This is a genomic window from Amycolatopsis camponoti (assembly GCF_902497555.1).
In the GTDB taxonomy this organism is placed as follows: Bacteria; Actinomycetota; Actinomycetes; order Mycobacteriales; family Pseudonocardiaceae; genus Amycolatopsis; species Amycolatopsis camponoti.
Genome location: NZ_CABVGP010000002.1, coordinates 2,119,879 through 2,138,099, shown reverse-complemented (window position 1 = coordinate 2,138,099; position 18,221 = coordinate 2,119,879). Strand labels below are relative to the sequence as shown.

The following is an 18,221-nucleotide window of genomic DNA, read 5'->3' as shown; positions in this document are numbered from 1 at the left end:
ATGAGACTGCGCCGCACGCTGCCCGTCGTCGCCGGGCTGGCCCTGCTGGCCGGCTGCGCGCCCACCCAGTCCGCGCCCGCCGGCTCCGGCGGGGACGAGAAGACCGGGACCGTCCGCGTCTGGCTGTTCGACGAGGCCAACCGCGCGCCGAAGGAGGCCGCGGTCAAGGACGCCATCACCGAGTTCAAGGCCGCGCACCAAGGGGTCGAGGTCGACGTCCAGTGGGTGCCGGTCGAAGGCCGCGCCGACAAGTTCTCCGGTGCCTTCACCGACCCGGCCAGCGCCCCGGACGCCGCCGAGTTCGGCAACACCGACGTCTCCAGCTACGCCGCCACCGGCGCGCTCGCCGACCTGACCGGCGACCTCGCGTCGTGGAGCGAGGGCAAGGACCTCATCCCGACCGTCGTCGACACGGCGAAGTCCGGCGGCAAGACCTACGGCCTGCCCTGGTACACCGGCATCCGCGCGTTGTACTACCGCACCGACGTCTTCACCGAGCTCGGCCTCAAGCCGCCCACGACGCTCTCGGAGCTGACCGAGGACGCCCGGAAGATCCGCGCCGCGAAGCCGGACCTCTACGGCATCTCCGTCGGCGGCAAGTACACCTACGCGATGCTCCCGTTCCTCTGGGCCAACGGCGGTGAGCTGGCGCAGGAGAGCGGCGGCAAGTGGACGTCCACGGTCACCGGCGAGCAGGCCAAGGCCGGCGTGACCCAGTACGCGAACCTGCTCAAGGACGACATCTGCCCGCCCGCGCAGTGCGCGAACCTGACCGGCACGCAGAGCGTCACGGCGTTCGCCGGCGGCAAGGCCGGCATGACCATCGGCGGCGACTTCAACCGCAAGGCCGTCGAGCAGGGCGCGGTCAAGGGCAAGTACGCCGTCGTCCCGATCCCGGGCACGGCCGCGGGCAGCGTCGCCCCCGCGTTCGCCGGCGGCAACCTGCTGGGTGTCTTCAACGCCTCCAAGCACCGCGGCCTGGCGCTCGAGTTCATCGAGCTGCTCGGCGGCGCGAAGTACCAGGAGAAGATGTACACGGCGATGGGGAACCTGCCGACGCTGAGCAGCGTGCAGCAGAAGCTCGCCGCCGACGACCCGTTCCTCAAGCCGTTCGTCGACACGCTCAAGGCGGGCACGAAGTTCGTCCCGGCGACGCCGGCGTGGTCGAAGATCGACAGCCAGAACGTGCTGCCGACGGCCGTCCAGCAGATCGCGACCGGCGGCAAGGACCCGTCGGCGGCGCTGACCGACGCGGCCGCGGCGATGAACAAGGCCTTCGGCTAGTGGTCGCTCAGGAAGTCCGTCCCGTCGCCGCGCCCCCGAAGGCGCGGCGACGGCGGCGGGGGGACGGCCGGGCCGCCGCCCTCTACCTCGCCCCGGCGGGCATCCTGCTCGCGGCGATGCTGGCCTACCCGATCTACCAGCTCGTCCTGATCTCGTTCTACGACTACGGCCAGCCGCAGGCCACGGGCAACGCGCCGCTGGTGTTCCTCGGCTTCGCGAACTACACCGACCTGCTGTCCCAAGTGCAGTTCTGGACCGTGCTCGGCAAGACGGTCGGGTTCGCCGCCGCCTGCGTCGTCGGCTCGCTCGTCGTCGGCACCGGGCTCGCCGTGCTGGCCAGCCGGGTGCGCTCACTCCCCCGGACGCTGCTGTTCCTCGCCGCGCTCGGCGCGTGGTCGACCCCGGCGATCGCGGGCTCCTACGTCTGGCTGTTCCTCTTCGACACCGACTTCGGCCTGGTCAACGAGGTGCTTTCGGGAATCGGCCTGCCGTTCGAGCACCACTCGTGGACCTTCGGCACGATCGGCGCGTTCGGGCTGGTCGCCGCCGAGGTGATCTGGTGCTCGTTCCCGTTCGTGCTGGTCACCATGTACGCCGGGATCAAGGGCGTCCCCGACGAGGTGCTCGAAGCCTCGTCGCTCGACGGCGCGTCGGTGTGGCGGACGACCTGGTCGATCGTGCTGCCGATGGTGCGGCCGCTGCTGATGATCGCGACCGTCCAGTCGATCATCTGGGACTTCAAGGTGTTCACCCAGATCTACGTGATGACCAACGGCGGCGGCGTCGCCGGCCGCAACCTGGTCCTCAACGTCTACGCCTACCAGCAGGCCTTCGCCGGGCAGGAGTACGGCCTCGGCTCGGCGATCGGAGTCGTCATGACGCTGTTGCTGCTGTCGGTCACCGGGCTGTACGTCCGGTCGCAACGCCGGAGCGCGGCATGGCTCTAGCTGTAAAGCGTCCTGGGCGCTTGATCGCCGAAGTGATCACCGTGGTCATCGCCGGGATCGTCGCGTTCCCGCTGTACTGGATGCTGCTCTCGGCGTTCAAGCCGCCGGGCGAGATCCAGTCGGCGAACCCGAAGCCGTGGACGTTCAGCCCGTCGTTCGACAGCTTCTCCCGCGTGCTCACGGTGTCCGGGTTCGGCCGGTTCTTCGTGAACAGCCTCGTGGTCGCGCTGGTCGTGGTGGTGCTTTCGCTGCTGCTGTCGTTCCTCTCGGCCGTGGCGCTGACGCGGTTCTCGTTCAAGGGCCGGACCGTGCTGCTGGTGATGATCCTGGTCGCGCAGATGGTGCCGGTGGAGGCGCTGACCATCCCGCTGTTCTTCCTGATGCGCCAGATCGGCGGCGTCGCGTCGGCGTTCGGGCTCAACGAGCTGGGCTCGCTGGTCCTGGTGCACCTGGCGTTCAGCCTGCCGTTCGCGATCTGGATGCTGCGCGGGTTCGTCGCGGCGGTTCCGGTGGAGCTCGAAGAGGCGGCGAAGCTGGACGGCGCGTCACGCATGCGGTTCACGTGGCAGATCCTGTTCCCGCTGGTCGCGCCCGGACTGGTCGCGGTCAGCGTGCTCGCGTTCATCCACGCCTGGAACGACTTCCTCTTCGCCAAGACGTTCATCATCTCCAAGACCGAGAACCAGACGCTGCCGCAGGCGATCCTGGTGTTCTTCAAGCCGGAGGACACCGACTGGGGCGCGGTCATGGCGTCCTCGACGCTGATGACGATCCCGGTCCTGGTGTTCTTCGTCCTCGTGCAACGACGGCTGGTGTCCGGGATGGCCGGCGCCGTGAAGGGCTGACATGTCTTTCGACACCTTGCTCCCCCGCCCGGTTTCGGTGACGCCCGCCGCGGGTTCGTGCCCGTGGCCGTCCACAGTAGACGTCAGGTCGGCGTCTTTGCCGGCGGAGGGCTACCGGCTGGAGATTTCGCCGTCCGGGGTCGTGCTCCACTGCGGTGATCTCGCCGGAGAGGTTTACGGGCGGCAGACGTTGCGGCAGCTCGCGGGGCCCTCGGCGTTTCGCGTCGCCGGGTTCTCGCCGTCGTCGCTGCCGTGCGGGGTCGTGGAGGACCACCCGCGCTTCGGCTGGCGCGGGTGCCTGCTCGACGTCGCCCGGCACTTCCGGACCAAGGCCGAGGTGCTGCGGTTCGTCGACCTGCTGGCGGCGCACAAGCTGAACGTGCTCAACCTGCACCTGACCGACGACCAGGGCTGGCGCTTCGAGGTTCCCGAGTTCCCCCGGCTGACGTCCGTCGGCGGCTGGCGGCCGTCGTCGATGGTGGGCAGCGGGGGTGCGCAGGACGGCCGTCCGCACGGCGGCTTCTACACCGGCGACGACCTGCGGGAAATCGTGGCGTACGCGGCCGCGCGGGCCATCACCGTGGTGCCGGAGATCGACATCCCCGGCCACGCCCGGGCGGCGCTGGCGGCCTACCCGTCGCTGGGGACCCTCGACTCCTACGAAGTCTGGACCGGTTGGGGCATCAGCACTTCCCTGCTCGACCCGTCGGCGTCCACTTTGGACTTCTTCCGCCGCGTGTTCGACCACCTGCTGGAGATCTTCCCGTCGCCGGTGATCGCGCTGGGCGGCGACGAGACGCCGGGCGCGACCGACGAGCACCGCGAGTTCGTCCGCCTGCTGGCCGAGCACCTCGTCGCGCGCGGCCGGACGCCGATGGGCTGGGACGAGGTCCTCGACATCCCGGACCTGCCCCCGATGGTGATCGGCTCGTGGCAGAACGAGGCGGCCGGCGTCCGCGCCGCTTCGGACGGACACGACGTCGTGATGTGCCCGGAACAGCACATCTACCTGGACCACCGGCAGTCCCCGGAGCCGGACGAGCCGATCCCGGTCGGGATGGTGCACACCCTCGAGGACGTCTACGCGTACGAGCCGGCGCTGACCGGCCCGCGGCTGCGCGGGGTGCAGGCCCAGGTGTGGAGCGAGCACCTCGACAGCGTGCGTCGCGTGGACTACATGGCCTTCCCGCGGCTGTCGGCGTTCGCCGAGGTGGCGTGGAGCAGCGGGACCCGGGACTACGCCGAGTTCCTGCCGCGCCTGCGGGACCACCACCTGCCGCGACTGGACGCGCTCGGCGTCGAGTACCGGCCGCTCGACGGACCGCACCCGTGGCAGACCCGGCCCGGGGTGCCGGGCCGGCCCCGCTGATCACGGCAGGAGCGTCACCACGAACGACCGCGTCGGGCCCACGTTGCCCGCCGCGTCGATCGAGCGGTACTCGACGCGGTGGCGGCCGTAACCCGGGGTGCGGTCGCTGAACGGGGACACCGTGAGCCCGCCCGAACCGAGGTTGCCGTACGCCAGGCCGTCGATCTCCGTGCCGCGCGGCGTGAACAGGTACGGCGCGTTCGGGTCCGTCGGCCAGCCGTAGTACTTGTGCCAGCCGTCGCCGTCGACGCGGAACTCGGGCATGCCGTCGGACGCCGTCAGCCGCATGGTGAACGAGCCGTGGAAGACGTTGTCCTCGGCGGGCGGCAGCTCGGCGGTCGTCGTCGGTCCCGCCGCGTCGACCGTCCAGGTGAGCGTGGTGCCGCCGGTGGTCGCGGTCAGCCGGTGCGTCCCATGCGACTCGTCGAGGGCGAAGTCGGGTCCGCTCCCGGCCGGCTTCCCGTCGAGAGTCCAGCGGACCGGCGGAATCGCCCCGGTCGGCTCGCCGGTTTCGACGTAGACGACGTCCTTGCCGCCGACGGGCTGGACGGTGGGGGTCGATCCCTCGACGGCCGGGCCGGTCGCGGGCGGGGTGACGACCGCGGTGTCGACGGTCCACGTGCGGGTCGCCGTCGGCCGGACGGCCGGGTCGCGCACGAACGGCGTCGGGTCGGTCACCTTCGCCGTCAGCGTGTGCTTGCCCGGCTTGACGTGCGCTTGCCGCAGGTCAAGGGCGTCGCGGCCGGGCAGCGCCTTGCCGTCGAGGGTCCAGGTGACGTCGAGGCGGTGGCCGACCGGGTGCATCGTCCGCACCCACACGACGCGGTCGGCACCGATCGTCCCGGCCGGGGTACCGCCGCTGATGAGCGGCACCTTCGCGGAGATCCGTTGCGTCATCCGTTCGCGGCCGACCTGGTCGAAGGCGTAGCCGAGGGTCTTCATCATCGAATGCTTGCTCGGCCGCCACACGCCGGTCTGCGTGTAGAGGCCGCCTTCGAACCGGTCGATCGTGCCGCCGGACTCGCTGGGCTCGCCCAGCCAGCGGTACCACTTCGCGTGCTGGTCACGCATCTGCCGCGTCGTCAGCAGCGTGTGGTGGATCGAGTCCGGCTCGCCGCCTTCGTAGGCGCCGCCCGGGACGTTGCGGGCGTAGTAGTCGTACTCGTCGTCGAGGCCGCCGAGCGAATGACCCAGCTCGTGCGGGGAGATCAGGGCGGACAGCGCGTTCCCGCCGGACGCCGTCGCGTAGGTGCCGCCCGCGCCGCCGTAGGTGCCGCTGTTGGCGAGGGCGAGGATCTGCCGGTTGGCCCGGGTGGTGCCGGGCACGAGATCGGCGTACCGCTGGGCCGCGTCGTCGTCGACGGTCAGCAGCCGCTGGACGCTCCCGGCGTTGCAGCCACCCCAGAAGCCCATGTTCAGCGGGGTGTCCTTCGTCGGCGCGTCGAGCGAGGGGTCACAGTCCACACCGGACTCGGGCGACGCGATCGACACGGCGTAGACGTTGAAGTAGCTGCGGTAGGACTTGAACGGCTCGAGCGACCAGAGGGTGCTGACGTGCCGCTGGACGTCGGCGAAGAACTTCGGCTGTTCGGCGGCGGTGTAGCCGTCCCCGAGGACGACGAGGGTGAACCGCTGGGCGACGGGCCCGGTGACTTGGACGGCCGTGACACTCGCGGCAGGCTCGGCGGCCTGTGCGGGAGTGGCGAGCCCGATGGTGATCAGCAGTGCGGCGACGAACCCGGCCCACTTCGACATGGTCCCGGTCTACCGCACGGCATTCACCGCCGGAACCCGCCGGAAGTCGGAGGCGCGAAGTATAGGGCGTTATACGCGAGTGAGTCGGTACCAGACCTCGGGCCGGCCGACTTGGCCGTAGTGGGGCTCGCGGTGCGCCATCCCGTTGTCCGCCAAGTACTCCAGGTACCGCCTCGCCGTCACCCGCGACGCGCCGATCGCCGAAGCCGCCGCTCCCGCGGACAGGCCCTCCGCCGCTCCGGACAGCGCGTCCGTGATCGCCTCCAGGGTCTGGACGCTCATCCCCTTCGGCAGCGGGGGTTGCTCCGTCGTGCGCAACGCTCCCAAGGCCCGGTCGATCTCGGCCTGGCCGGTGACCTCACCAGACGCGTCGCGGAACTCGCGGTAGCGCTCCAGCTTTTCGCGCAGCGTGGCGAACGTGAACGGCTTCAGCAGGTACTGCACCACCCCCACCGACACCGCCGCCTTCACCAGGCCGAGGTCGCGGGCCGACGTCACCGCGATGACGTCGATCGGGAGGCCGGCCGCGCGCAACGAGCGGCACACCGCCAGGCCGTGCGTGTCGGGCAGGTAGAAGTCCAGCAGCACCAGGTCGACCGGTTCGCGTTCGCAGAACCGCAGCGCGTCGCCGCCGGAATGGACGACGCCGGCCACCGAAAACCCGGCCAGCCGCTCGACGTAGACGCGGTGCGCCTCGGCGGCCACCGGCTCGTCCTCCACCACCAGCACCCGGATCACCGGTCACCCTCCTGCCGCGGCAGGCGCACGGTGAACACCGCGCCGCCGTCCCGTCCGACGTCCACCGTGCCGCCGTAGCGGCGCAGCACCTGGCCCACCAGCGCCAGGCCGAGCCCGTGGCCGTCCCCGGCCTTCGTCGACCAGCCGCGGCGGAACACGTCCGCGTCCTCGGGGACGCCGGGGCCGGTGTCGGCGACGCGCAGCAGCAGCTCCTCGGGACCGGAGCGCGCGGTGACGACCACCGCGGGCTTGCCGGTGCCGCGCACGGCCGCGTCGATGCCGTTGTCGATCAGGTTGCCGAGGATGGTCACCAGGTCGCGGGCGGGGATGCCGAGCGAGACGTCGTCGATCACCGTGTCCGGCGTGATCGTCAGCTCGACCCCGCGCTCGCTCGCCTCGGCGGCCTTGCCCAGCAGCAGCGCGGCGAGCACCGGCTCGGCGACGGCGCCGACGACGCGGTCGGTCAGCTCCTGGGCGAGCGCCAGTTCGGCCGTCGCGAACTCGACGGCCTGCTCCGGCCGGCCGATCTCCACCAGGGAAACCACGGTGTGCAGCCGGTTCGCCGCCTCGTGCGCCTGCGACCGCAGCGCCTCGGCGAGACCGCGGGCGGTCGTCAGCTCGCCGGTCAGCGTCTGCAGTTCCGTGTGGTCGCGCAGGACGACGACGGTGCCCTGCGAGCGGCCGCCCATGCGGACCGCGGTCGTGCTGACCAGGAGCACGCGGGCGTCGGTCAGGTGCAGCTCCTCGGCGCGGTTCTCCGCCGACGTGAACGCCCGCGCAAGCTCCTCCGGCAGGCCCAGCGACGCCAGCTCGCGCCCGACCGGGTCGGCGTCCAGGCCGAGGAGCGTGCGCGCGCCGTCGTTGCACAGGCCGATGCGCCCGTCCCGGCCGACGAGCAGCACGCCTTCGCGGACCGAGTGCAGCACGGCTTCGTGGTACTCGAAGAGGTTGCTCAGCTCGTCCGGCGCGACCCCGCGGGTCTGGCGCCGCAGCCGGGCGCTGATCAGCCAGCCGCCCAGCGCGCCGACCAGCAGCACCGCGCCGGCGACGCCGAACAGCGGCCAGAGCCGTTCGCGCAGCTCGGCCGAGATCGCCGCGACGGTGATCCCGACGGCGACCAGCGCGACCACCCGGTGCCCCGGCCCGAACACCGGGACGACCGTGCGCACCGACGGGCCGAGCGAGCCGGTGTAGGTCTCGGTGAGCTCCTGACCGCGCTGCGCCTGCTCGATCGTCCCGATGTAGTGCTGCCCGATCAGCGCCGGGTTCGGGTGGGTGTAGCGGATCCCGGCCGGGCTCATGATCGTGATGAAGTCGACGCCGGTGTCGGCCTGCACGCGGATCGCGAACGGCTGCAGCGTCGCGCTCGGGTTCGCGGTCGCCGCGGCCGAGGCGACGGTCGGCGCGTCGGCCACCGCCGAGGCGATCGCGCGGACCTGGTCGCGCGCGTTCTCGTCCACCGCCCGCGACGCGTCGAGGTAGGCGAACGTGATCCCGGCGCCGGCGAGCACGCAGAGCACCACCAGCTGCAGCACGAGCAGCTGGCGCGCCAGGCTCCAGCGGGACGACGTCGGGAACACCTCCTCATACCAGCACACCGGAAGGCGGGTGTCCGAACGGGACGGTGCTCGAACTGGACGGTGCTCGAACAGAACGGTGCTCGATCATCGCGCGAACTCAATGAACACAAGTGAGCCGGGTCACCCGAGTGCGCCTACAGTGTGCCGCAACCTGGAACACCCCTGAGCTGGAGGCAACGGTGCCGACCCCACCGACCACGGAGGAGACCCCGCGCAAGCGGGACAAGACCCACTACCTGTACCTGGCCGTGATCGTCGCGGTCGCGCTCGGGATCCTGGTGGGCTTCCTCTTCCCGGGCTTCGCCAAGGGCCTCAAGCCCCTCGGCGACGGCTTCGTCAACCTGATCAAGATGATGATCACGCCGATCATCTTCTGCACGATCGTCATCGGCGTCGGCTCGGTCGCGAAGGCGGCCAAGGTCGGCAAAGTCGGTCTGATGGCGTTGTTCTACTTCATCATCATGTCGACCTTCGCCCTGGCGATCGGCCTGGTCGTCGGCAACATCCTGCACCCGGGCACCGGCCTGCACCTCAACCCGGCCGACGTGAAGAGCGTCCAGAAGTCCGCCGGCGGCGCCGAAGGCCCGGTCGACTTCCTGCTCGGCATCATCCCGAAGACGCTCGTCTCCGCCTTCACCGAAGGCGAGGTCCTGCAGACCCTGCTGGTCGCGCTGCTCGTCGGGTTCGCGCTGCAGAAGCTGGGCGCGAAGGGCACGCCGATCCTGCGCGGCATCGAGCACATCCAGCGCCTGGTGTTCCGCATCCTCGCCATGATCATGTGGGCGGCCCCGATCGGCGCGTTCGGCGCCATCGCGGCGGTGGTCGGCGCGACCGGCTGGGCCGCGCTCAAGAGCCTCGCGGTGATCATGATCGGGTTCTACGCGACGTGCCTGGTGTTCGTGTTCGTGATCCTCGGGATCGTGCTGTGGCTCGGCGCCCGCGTCTACATCTGGCACCTGCTGCGCTACCTCGGCCGCGAGTTCCTGCTGATCCTGTCGACGTCGTCGTCGGAGTCGGCGCTGCCGCGGCTGATCGCGAAGATGGAGCACGTCGGCGTCAGCAAGTCGGTCGTCGGCATCACGGTCCCGACCGGGTACTCGTTCAACCTGGACGGCACGGCGATCTACCTGACCATGGCGACGCTGTTCATCGCCGCCGCGCAGGACGAACCGCTGTCCCTCGGGTCGCAGATCGGCCTGCTGGTCTTCATGATCATCGCGTCGAAGGGCGCCGCGGGCGTCAGCGGCTCGGGCATCGCGACGCTGGCGAGCGGACTCCAGTCGCACCGGCCGGAGCTCGTCAACGGCGTCGGCTTCATCCTCGGCATCGACCGCTTCATGTCGGAGGCCCGCGCGCTGACGAACTTCGCGGGCAACGCCGTCGCGACCGTCCTCATCGGGAACTGGACGAAGGAGTTCGACCGCGAGAAGGCGCAGCGCGTCTTCGCCGGGCAGGAACCGTTCGACGAGGCCACGATGCTCGACGAGCACAGTCACGCGGCCGGGACCGATGACATGGACGACACCGTCAAGGAACCCGCCAGGTAACCCCACCCGTTCGTGCTCACGCCCCCGCTGAGCACGAGCCGCCGCGGGCCGCGGTGCGAGTTCCCCGACTTCGCACCGCGGCCCGTTTCCACGTCCGCGTCAGCAGGCGGCGTGACCGTCGTAGACGACGCGCGCGGCGGCGATGTCCTCCCGGTGCTGCTCCGCCCACCCGAGCAGGCCGCTCAGCGACTGGTAAAGCTCCTTCGCCATCGCCGTGGCTTCATACTCCACGCGCGGCGGGACCGTCGGGTAGATCGTGCGCTCCAGCAGGCCGTCGCGCTCGAGGTTGCGCAGGGTCAGCGTCAGCATCCGGCGGCTGATCCCGTTGACCGCGCGTTCCAGCTCGGTGAAGCGCACCGGACCGCGGATCGCCTCCAGGAGGATGCCGATCGCCCACTTCCCGCTGATCCGGTTGATGACCTCCAGCACGGTGCAGACGTCGAGTTTCTCCGGATCGATCTCGGTGACCTGGACAGGTACACCGATGTTCCCCTGGGACATGGAAGTGCCTCCTTACGCGGACCCCCATGGTCACACATGATGGGCACTGTTACAAGAAGTGCCCTGGCAACGACCAGGGGGAACGCTCAACTGGAGGGGCCCAGAAATGGCCGAGAACCACCCCATCCGCTCCCGCGGCCTCGCACTGGCGGTGCTGTGCGCCGCCTCGCTGATGGTCGTGCTGGACAGCAGCATCGTCGCGGTGGCACTGCCCGCGATCCAGGCCGACCTCGGCTTCACGCCCGCCGGTCTCGCCTGGGTCGTCACGGCGTACCTGGTCGCCTTCGGCGGCCTGCTCCTGATCTCCGGCCGGCTCGGTGACCTGCTCGGCCGCCGCCGCGTCTTCCTCGGCGGGCTCGGCCTCTTCACCCTCGCTTCCCTGGTCGCCGGCCTGGCCACGGACGCGGGCGTGCTCGTCGTCTCGCGGTTCGCGCAGGGCGTCGGCGGCGCGCTGGCCTCGGCCGTCGTGCTCGGGATGATCGTCACGATGTACCCCGAGCCGCGGGCCCGGGCCCGCGCGATCGGCGTCTACAGCTTCACGCAGGCCGCGGGCGCGTCGATCGGGCTCATCGCCGGCGGCGCGCTGACGCAGGCGCTCAGCTGGCACTGGACGTTCTACGTCAACCTGCCGATCGGCGTGGTCGCACTGGTGCTGGCGGTCCGCGTGGTCGAAGCCGACCGCGGCCCGGGCCTGCGGGCCGGCCTCGACGTGCTCGGCGCGGTGCTCGTGACCGCGGCGGTGATGCTCGGCGTGTACGGGATTTCGTCCTCCGCCTGGGGTGTGCTCGCCGCGGCGGCCGTGCTGCTGGCCGTTTTCGTGGTGCGGCAAGCGAAAGCGCGCACGCCACTGCTCCCGCTGCGGCTGTTCCGGATCCGCGCGGTCACCGGCGCGAACGTGGTGATGGTGCTGATGGTCGCCGGGATGCTGGGCTTCCAGTTCGTCACGGCGTTGTACCTGCAGCAGGTGCTGGGCCTCGACGCGCTGTGGACCGGCGTCGCGTTCCTGCCGGTGCCGCTGGTGATCGCGGTGGCGTCACTGGGTTTCGCGGACAAGCTCGCGACGCGGTTCGGGCCGCGGACGGTGCTGCTGTCCGGCCTGGGCCTGGTGATCGCGGGCTTGCTGCTGCTGACGCGGGTGTCCGGCGGCTACTTCACCGGCGTCCTGCCCCCGCTGCTGCTGATGGGTCTCGGCGCGGGCGCGGCGATCCCGGCGCTGATGGGGCTGGCGATGTCCGACGTGGCCCCTGAGGACGCCGGCGTGGCGTCCGGCCTGATCAACACGACCCAGCAGGTGGGTGCGGCGATGGGGACGGCGATCCTGGCTTCGGTGGCGGCTTCCCGCACGGCGAGCCTGGGATCGCTGGACCACCGCGAAGCCTTGGCGTCCGGCTTCCGGCTGGCGTACGGAGTCAGCGCGGGCTTCCTGATCGCCGCGGTGGCGCTGGGCGCCCTGGTCCTGTCCCGCCGCCCCCGCCCGGCCGCCACGCCCTCCCCGGAGGTCTGCGCAGCCGGCCAGGCGTGATCCGAAGGTCGACACGCGTGATCAGAGAGTCGACACGCGTGATCAGGGGGTCGACACGGCTTCCCCGACCGTGTCGACTCCGCAATCACGCGTGTCGACCCTCAATCACGCGTGTTGGCGCTTCGATCACGCCAGGTAGGTGCGAAGGCCACGGTGACCCCGCCGCATCATCAGCGCGTGGTTCGCGCGGAAGAGCGGCCGGGCCACCGCGTCGAGCCGCCGCAGCAGCTCCTTGCGAGCCTGGACGTCCTGGGTGATCTGCAGGAGCGTGCCCGCGCCCGCCGCGCGGACCGCTCCGGCCAGCACCCCGTCCAGGTCGCCGCTCAACCGGACCCGCAGCAGTCCCGCCCGCTCGTCCTGGTGCTCGCGATGCATCCGCACCACCAAGCGGAACGGGAGCCGGGACCGGCAGATCAGCTCGGCGGTGTCGTCGTCCACCCGGCGGACCGTGCGGACGTCCGACCACCACCGCGGGTAGCCGGCGAGGTCGGTGACCGCGCCGAACACCCGATCGGGCGCGGTACCGGGCAGCAGCCACGTGCTGCTGAACCGGTAGCGCGCGCCCGTCACGGCGTCACACCTGGGCCGAGACCAGCTTCCGGCCGTCCACCGTGACGATGTCGACCGACTTCACGTCGTCGGGCGCCACCAAAGCGGAGCCGTCGAGCGAGAAGCCCGAACTCTCCCACTTCTCGGACACCTTCCAGCTGCCGGCGGTGACCGCCTGGCCTTCCTTCGTGACGACCTGAAGGAGGCACTGTTCCCCGGCCTTGACGCCCTTCACGGCGACGTTCACCCGGACCCAGCCCTGGAAGGGGCTCACCGACGCGGCCAGCTGCACACCGGTCGTCGGATCACGCCCTTCGACGCTCTTCGTGCCGGGCACATCGGTCGGCGGCGCGGGGATCGCGAGGGGCTCGCTCCCCCCACCCGTCTGCCGGCCGACCAGGATTCCGCCGCCGAGCGCGGCCACGACCAGCACGGCCGCCGCGACCAGGGCCAGGCCCCGACGTGACGTCGAGCGCACCGGCGCCGTCTTCTCCTCGTCGCGCACCCGCCGCAGGGTCTTCTGCAGCAGCAGGTCCCCGCCTTCGGGCGGCCCGTCGAGGAACGCCTCGGGCGGTACCTCGTCGAGTGACTCGCGCAGAGCCACGAGCTCGTTCAGGTCGAACCGGCACTGCGCGCAGGTCTGCAGGTGCCGCCGCTCGAAGTCGGCCGCCTCCCCGGGATCGAGCGCGCCGAGGGCGTACGCGCCGAGCTGCGTGTGACTCTCGTCGACCGAGTTCATCGCGCCACCTCCGTTCCGCTCGAAATCATCGCTGCTCTCAGTGCTCTCAGTGCGTAGTACGACCTTGATTTCACGGTACCCGGTGCGACGCCCAGTGTTCTCGCCGCTTCGGCCACCGTCCGTCCCCGGTAGTAGATCTCCACCAGGACCTCTCGGTGCTCGTTCGATAGGCCGTCCATCGCGCCGAGCACCGTCATCGAGTCGACCACGCCCTGGGCGTGATCGCGCTCGACGGCCGGCGTCGGCACGCCTTCGGCCGGTTCGGCCACCTCTTGGGGCCGCGCCGCCCGGGCGCGGGCCCGGTCGGTGACCAGGTTGCGCGCGACGGTCAGCAACCAGCCGCGCACCGAGCCCTTCCCGTCGTTCTGCAGGTCGTCCGCGTGTTTCCACGCTCTTACCAGCGTCTCCTGGACCACGTCCTCGGCTGCCGCCCGATCACCGGTCAGCCTCGTCGCGTAGGCCAGCAGGCTTCGCCCGTGCTCGGCATAAAGCTGCCGGATCAGGTCTTCACCTTTGGCCTTCTTAGGCCGCCTGCCTCCTATGGCCACCCTCGTCCTCCCGACGGTGTTCTGAGTCGTCGAGGACAGTAGTGCAACCCTCAGCTCCACCGGCGGTGCGTGCGCCGAGCGCAGCGCGACCATGGTGTTCATCGGCTGCCCGTCCTTCCTCGTCCTGCCCGGAATCCGTCGGTGATCAGTAGCCGGAGCCACCGGCCGCGGGCTGCGCCGCGGTGATCTTGCTGCCGTCCGGGGCGACGGCGAACCAGGTGCCGTTGGCGCCCTGGCCGTTCATCTGCCCCGGGGCCTTGTCGCCCGAGAACTCGTAGAGCGCCCAGCCGTTGAGCGTGAGCTGCTTGCTGCCGTCCGGCCGCGCCAGCGTGCCGACCTGGCTGTCCTGGATGCCCTCGAGCATCGTGGCGCCCTCCCCGGCCAGCGCCGGCGGCCAGGTCGCGGCGCACTGGGCGTCGCAGTGGGACATCGGCGGCGTCGCCATGTCCTTGTCGAACCGGTAGAGCGTCTTGCCCGCGGCGTCGGTGACGACCGTGCCGACCCCCGCGACCTGCGTGGCGGCCAGCATCACGTGCCCGGGCTGCCCGTGGTCCGGGTTCCCGGCCCCCGCGGAGGCCATGTCACCGCAGGCCGACAACGGGGCGACGACGGCGATCGCGGCGGCGCACAAACTGGCCGTCCGGATACGGTTCATGACGTTCTCTCCTCGGTGAGGGCGGCACCGCCGTCCGGCGGACCTCGACACCTGAGACACGGACGCGTGCACGAAACGGTTCAGCGGGGTTTCGGGCGGTTCGGTGCCGGTCCGGGGCCGGATTGGTGCGTTCCGGTGATCGGCACGACCTTGTCGCCGTACGGGCGGGGTTCCTAAGCTGATCACGTTCGCCGCCGCCCCCGCTTCACCTCGGGAGCCGCCGTGTCCGTGAAACCCCTCTTCTGCGTGGCGCTGCTGGCCGCGGGCTGTTCCACCCCGGCGCCGCCGCCGTCGTTCACCGCGTCGCTGACGTCACCGACCGACGTGGTGTTGACGTGGCCGGACGACGGGGCGGGCCACCGCGTCGAGTACGCGAACGACCCCGCCGGGCCGTGGACGACACTGCGGTTCCTGCCCGCCCACACAACGAGCTACCACCACCCGGACCTGATCCCGGAGACGCCGTTCTACTACCGGGAGCAGCCGTTCACCGGCCCGGTGTCGACCGAGCTGCACGAGGTGACCTCCGGCGACACGGTGACGTTCACGTGGGCCGACCGCACGAGCGACGAAGCCGGGTACCTCCTGGAGATCCGGCGGCCGGGCGCGCCGGACTTCGACCCGGTCGAGGTGACCGACCCGGACGCGACGACGTGCGCCCTGTCCGTCCTCCCGGGTGAGGAGGGCTCGGCCTACCGGCTCCGGACACTGCACTACGGCCCGCTCTCCCCGGTGGTCCACCAGACCACCGGGAAGGAGCGGTGAGCCGCTACTCGGCGGTGAGGACGGTGCGCAGGAACTCGCCCGTGTAGCTCTCCTCGACGCTCGCGATGTGCTCCGGCGTGCCCTCGGCGACGATCGTGCCGCCGCCGTTGCCGCCCTCGGGACCCATGTCGATGATCCAGTCGGACGTCTTGATCACGTCGAGGTTGTGCTCGATGACGATCACCGAGTTGCCCTTGTCGACCAGCCCGTTGATCACGCCGATCAGCTTGTTGATGTCCTCGAAGTGCAGGCCGGTGGTCGGCTCGTCGAGGATGTAGACCGTCTTGCCGGTCGAGCGCTTCTGCAGCTCGCTGGCCAGCTTGACGCGCTGCGCCTCGCCACCGGAGAGCGTCGGCGCGGGCTGGCCGAGCCGGACGTAGCCGAGGCCGACGTCCACCAGCGTCTGCAGGTGGCGGTGGATGGCCTTGATCGGCTCGAAGAACTCCGCCGCCTCCTCGATGGGCATGTCGAGCACGTCCGAGACGGTCTTGCCCTTGTAGTGCACCTCGAGGGTTTCCCGGTTGTACCGCGCGCCCTTGCAGACCTCGCAGGGGACGTAGACGTCCGGCAGGAAGTTCATCTCGATCTTGATCGTGCCGTCGCCGGCGCACGCCTCGCAGCGGCCGCCCTTGACGTTGAACGAGAACCGGCCCTGCTGGTAGCCGCGGACCTTCGCCTCGGTCGTCGCCGCGAACAGCTTCCGCACGTGGTCCCAGACGCCGGTGTAGGTCGCCGGGTTGGACCGCGGGGTCCGCCCGATCGGCGACTGGTCGACGCGCACCAGCTTGTCGACGTTGCCCAGGCCGTTGACCCGGGTGTGGCGGCCCGGCACCTGGCGGGCGCCGTTGAGCTTGTTCGCCAGCACCGTCGCGAGGATGTCGTTCACCAGCGTGGACTTGCCCGAGCCCGAGACGCCGGTGACCGAGACCAGGCAGCCGAGCGGGAACGAGACGTCCAGCCCGCGCAGGTTGTGCTCGCGCGCGCCGACCACGGTCAGCTGCCGCTTCTTGTCGATCGGCCGCCGGATCGCCGGGATCTCGATCTTCCGCCGCCCGGACAGGTACTGCCCGGTCAGCGACTCCTTGCTCTTGAGCAGCTTCTTGTACGGTCCACTGTGGACGATGTGGCCGCCGTGCTCGCCCGCGCCCGGACCGATGTCGACCACCCAGTCGCTCGAGCGGATCGTGTCTTCGTCGTGCTCGACGACGATCAGCGTGTTGCCCAGGTTCCGCAGCCGGGTCAGCGTCTCGATCAGCCGGTGGTTGTCGCGCTGGTGCAGGCCGATCGACGGCTCGTCCAGGACGTAGAGCACGCCGACCAGACCGGACCCGATCTGCGTCGCGAGCCGGATCCGCTGCGCTTCACCACCCGAAAGAGTGGCCGACGCGCGGTCGAGCGAGAGGTACGTCAGGCCGACGTCGAGCAGGAAGCGCAGGCGGGCCTGGATCTCCTTGAGCACCGCGCCGGCGATCATTGACTCGCGCTGCCCGAGCTCCAGCTCGTCGAGGAACTGCGACGCCTCCGCGATGGACAGCGCGCAGACCTCGGCGATCGACATGTCACCGCGGGTCTTGTGCGCCAGCGTGACGGCGAGGATCTCCGGCTTGAGCCGGGTGCCCTGGCAGGCCGGGCACGGCACCTCGCGCATGTAGCCCTCGTACCGCTCGCGCATGTACTCGGACTCGGTCTGCTCCTGCCGCCGCTCGAGGAACGGGATGACGCCCTCGAAGGCCGCGTAGTACGACCGCTGGCGGCCATAGCGGTTCTTGTAGCGGACGTGGACCTGTTCGTCGACACCGTGCAAGACGGCCTTCTGTGCCCGCGCCGGCAGCCGGCGCCACGGCGTGTCCATCCGGAAGCCGATGGTCTCCGACAGCGACTCCAGCAGCCGGATGAAGTAGTCCGCGCTCTGCCCGCCCGACCACGGCGCGATCGCGCCCTCGGCCAGCGACAGCTCGTCGTCCGGGACCACCAGCTCCGGGTCGACCTCCTTGCGGATGCCGATACCGGTGCACACGGGGCAGGCGCCGTAGGGCGAGTTGAAGGAGAACGAGCGGGGCTCGAGGTCTTCGATGGCCAGGGGGTGGCCGTTGGGGCAGGCCAGGTTCTCGGAGAAGCCGCGGATCCGGTTCGGGTCGTTCTCGGGCAGGTCGACGAACTCCAGCTCGACCAGGCCGTCGGCCAGCCGCAGCGCCGTCTCGACCGAGTCGGTGAGCCGCTGACGCGAAGACGACTTCACGCTCAGGCGGTCGATGACCACGCCGATCTGGTGCTTTTCCTGCTTCTTCAGCTTCGGCGGGTCGGTGAGCGGGTACACCGTGCCGTCGACGACCACGCGCGCGTAGCCCTGCTGCTGCAGGTTCTCGAACAGGTCGACGTACTCGCCCTTGCGCCCGCGCACGACCGGCGCGAGCACCTGGAAGCGGACGCCTTCGTCCATCTCCAGCACCTGGTCGACGATCTGCTGCGGGGTCTGCTTGCTGATCGGCTCGCCGCACTTGGGGCAGTGCGCCTTGCCGGCGCGGGCGTAGAGCAGGCGCAGGTAGTCGTAGACCTCGGTGATCGTGCCCACGGTCGAGCGCGGGTTGCGTGAGGTGGACTTCTGGTCGATCGACACCGCGGGCGAAAGGCCCTCGATGAAGTCGACGTCCGGCTTGTCCATCTGCCCGAGGAACTGGCGGGCGTACGCCGAGAGCGACTCGACGTAGCGCCGCTGCCCTTCGGCGAAGATGGTGTCGAAGGCGAGGCTCGACTTCCCGGACCCGGACAGACCGGTGAAAACGATCAGGCTGTCGCGGGGCAGGTCGAGATCCACGCCGCGGAGGTTGTGCTCGCGGGCACCGCGAACAACGAGGCGATCAGCCACGCCAGGGTCCC

16 protein-coding genes are annotated in these 18,221 nt (G+C 70.6%); 7 read left to right on the top strand and 9 right to left on the bottom strand.

Going from position 1 to position 18,221, the window contains the following annotated elements; all coding sequences use genetic code 11:
• From AA23TX_RS30375 to AA23TX_RS30360, 4 genes are read left to right on the top strand one after another with little or no spacing between them, the layout of a single operon-like run.
• A complete protein-coding gene (locus AA23TX_RS30375) occupies positions 1-1,284 on the top strand; it encodes an extracellular solute-binding protein (RefSeq protein ID WP_155546196.1) in 1,284 nt (427 codons plus the stop codon).
• Positions 1,284-2,231, top strand: coding sequence for a carbohydrate ABC transporter permease (locus AA23TX_RS30370; RefSeq protein WP_155546195.1), 948 nt, complete (start codon positions 1,284-1,286; stop codon positions 2,229-2,231). Before AA23TX_RS30375 ends, AA23TX_RS30370 begins: the two co-directional genes overlap by 1 nt.
• The gene (locus tag AA23TX_RS30365) at positions 2,222-3,076 is read left to right on the top strand and encodes a carbohydrate ABC transporter permease (protein WP_155546194.1); all 855 of its coding nucleotides are present in this window, start codon (positions 2,222-2,224) and stop codon (positions 3,074-3,076) included. Before AA23TX_RS30370 ends, AA23TX_RS30365 begins: the two co-directional genes overlap by 10 nt.
• Position 3,077: 1 nt before the next feature.
• Positions 3,078-4,445, top strand: coding sequence for a beta-N-acetylhexosaminidase (locus tag AA23TX_RS30360; RefSeq protein WP_155546193.1), 1,368 nt, complete (start codon positions 3,078-3,080; stop codon positions 4,443-4,445).
• Here AA23TX_RS30360 and AA23TX_RS30355 read toward each other — a convergent pair whose 3' ends face one another.
• The 3 genes from AA23TX_RS30355 to AA23TX_RS30345 all read right to left on the bottom strand — a co-directional run bounded on the left by AA23TX_RS30355 (position 4,446) and on the right by AA23TX_RS30345 (position 8,536).
• Positions 4,446-6,200 carry a M64 family metallopeptidase gene (locus AA23TX_RS30355; protein ID WP_155546192.1) on the bottom strand — a complete coding sequence of 585 codons (1,755 nt, stop codon included), beginning with the start codon at positions 6,198-6,200 and terminating at the stop codon, positions 4,446-4,448.
• Between the two features lie 69 nt (positions 6,201-6,269).
• Complete coding sequence (locus tag AA23TX_RS30350) at positions 6,270-6,938, bottom strand: response regulator (protein WP_155546191.1); 669 nt, start codon at positions 6,936-6,938, stop codon at positions 6,270-6,272.
• Positions 6,935-8,536 carry an ATP-binding protein gene (locus AA23TX_RS30345; RefSeq protein ID WP_439328781.1) on the bottom strand — a complete coding sequence of 534 codons (1,602 nt, stop codon included), beginning with the start codon at positions 8,534-8,536 and terminating at the stop codon, positions 6,935-6,937. Before AA23TX_RS30345 ends, AA23TX_RS30350 begins: the two co-directional genes overlap by 4 nt.
• 161 nt (positions 8,537-8,697) lie before the next feature.
• Here AA23TX_RS30345 and AA23TX_RS30340 point away from each other — a divergent pair, with 161 nt between their 5' ends.
• The gene (locus AA23TX_RS30340; protein ID WP_155546190.1) at positions 8,698-10,065 is read left to right on the top strand and encodes a cation:dicarboxylate symporter family transporter; all 1,368 of its coding nucleotides are present in this window, start codon (positions 8,698-8,700) and stop codon (positions 10,063-10,065) included.
• A gap of 99 nt (positions 10,066-10,164) precedes the next feature.
• Here the strand turns inward: AA23TX_RS30340 and AA23TX_RS30335 are convergent, their stop codons facing one another.
• Positions 10,165-10,566: a winged helix-turn-helix transcriptional regulator gene (locus tag AA23TX_RS30335; RefSeq protein ID WP_155546189.1), complete on the bottom strand. Its 402-nt coding sequence runs from the start codon at positions 10,564-10,566 to the stop codon at positions 10,165-10,167.
• A gap of 106 nt (positions 10,567-10,672) precedes the next feature.
• Here AA23TX_RS30335 and AA23TX_RS30330 point away from each other — a divergent pair, with 106 nt between their 5' ends.
• Positions 10,673-12,088, top strand: coding sequence for an MFS transporter (locus AA23TX_RS30330; protein ID WP_155546188.1), 1,416 nt, complete (start codon positions 10,673-10,675; stop codon positions 12,086-12,088).
• Between the two features lie 126 nt (positions 12,089-12,214).
• On the opposite strand, the gene AA23TX_RS30325 is transcribed toward AA23TX_RS30330, so the two are convergent.
• The 4 genes from AA23TX_RS30325 to AA23TX_RS30310 form a co-directional block, all read right to left on the bottom strand.
• Positions 12,215-12,658 (bottom strand): SRPBCC family protein, encoded by a 444-nt coding sequence (locus AA23TX_RS30325; RefSeq protein WP_155546187.1) that lies wholly within the window; start codon positions 12,656-12,658, stop codon positions 12,215-12,217.
• Positions 12,659-12,662: 4 nt separating this feature from the next.
• Complete coding sequence (locus AA23TX_RS30320; protein WP_155546186.1) at positions 12,663-13,376, bottom strand: anti-sigma factor family protein; 714 nt, start codon at positions 13,374-13,376, stop codon at positions 12,663-12,665.
• On the bottom strand, positions 13,373-13,924 hold the full coding sequence (locus tag AA23TX_RS30315) for a sigma-70 family RNA polymerase sigma factor (protein ID WP_026469270.1): 552 nt from the start codon (positions 13,922-13,924) through the stop codon (positions 13,373-13,375). The genes AA23TX_RS30320 and AA23TX_RS30315 overlap by 4 nt, the downstream gene beginning before the upstream one ends.
• Positions 13,925-14,069: 145 nt before the next feature.
• Positions 14,070-14,579, bottom strand: a complete 510-nt coding sequence (locus AA23TX_RS30310) for a hypothetical protein (protein ID WP_155546185.1) — start codon at positions 14,577-14,579, stop codon at positions 14,070-14,072.
• A 222-nt stretch (positions 14,580-14,801) separates the two neighbouring features.
• Here AA23TX_RS30310 and AA23TX_RS30305 point away from each other — a divergent pair, with 222 nt between their 5' ends.
• Entirely contained in the window at positions 14,802-15,344 is a 543-nt protein-coding gene (locus tag AA23TX_RS30305; protein WP_155546184.1) for a fibronectin type III domain-containing protein, read from the top strand.
• A 4-nt stretch (positions 15,345-15,348) separates the two neighbouring features.
• Here the strand turns inward: AA23TX_RS30305 and uvrA are convergent, their stop codons facing one another.
• Positions 15,349-18,210 (bottom strand): excinuclease ABC subunit UvrA, encoded by a 2,862-nt coding sequence (gene uvrA, locus AA23TX_RS30300; protein ID WP_155546183.1) that lies wholly within the window; start codon positions 18,208-18,210, stop codon positions 15,349-15,351.
• Positions 18,211-18,221: the final 11 nt, after the last annotated feature.

Excerpts from the sequence above, each read along its gene's own strand:
- AA23TX_RS30375 (WP_155546196.1), top strand. The coding sequence starts at position 1 with ATGAGACTGCGCCGCACGCTGCCCGTCGTCGCCGGGCTGGCCCTGCTG.
- AA23TX_RS30365 (WP_155546194.1), top strand. The coding sequence starts at position 2,222 with ATGGCTCTAGCTGTAAAGCGTCCTGGGCGCTTGATCGCCGAAGTGATC.
- AA23TX_RS30360 (WP_155546193.1), top strand. The coding sequence starts at position 3,078 with ATGTCTTTCGACACCTTGCTCCCCCGCCCGGTTTCGGTGACGCCCGCC.
- AA23TX_RS30355 (WP_155546192.1), bottom strand. The coding sequence starts at position 6,200 with ATGTCGAAGTGGGCCGGGTTCGTCGCCGCACTGCTGATCACCATCGGG.
- AA23TX_RS30335 (WP_155546189.1), bottom strand. The coding sequence starts at position 10,566 with ATGTCCCAGGGGAACATCGGTGTACCTGTCCAGGTCACCGAGATCGAT.
- AA23TX_RS30330 (WP_155546188.1), top strand. The coding sequence starts at position 10,673 with ATGGCCGAGAACCACCCCATCCGCTCCCGCGGCCTCGCACTGGCGGTG.
- AA23TX_RS30320 (WP_155546186.1), bottom strand. The coding sequence starts at position 13,376 with ATGAACTCGGTCGACGAGAGTCACACGCAGCTCGGCGCGTACGCCCTC.
- AA23TX_RS30310 (WP_155546185.1), bottom strand. The coding sequence starts at position 14,579 with ATGAACCGTATCCGGACGGCCAGTTTGTGCGCCGCCGCGATCGCCGTC.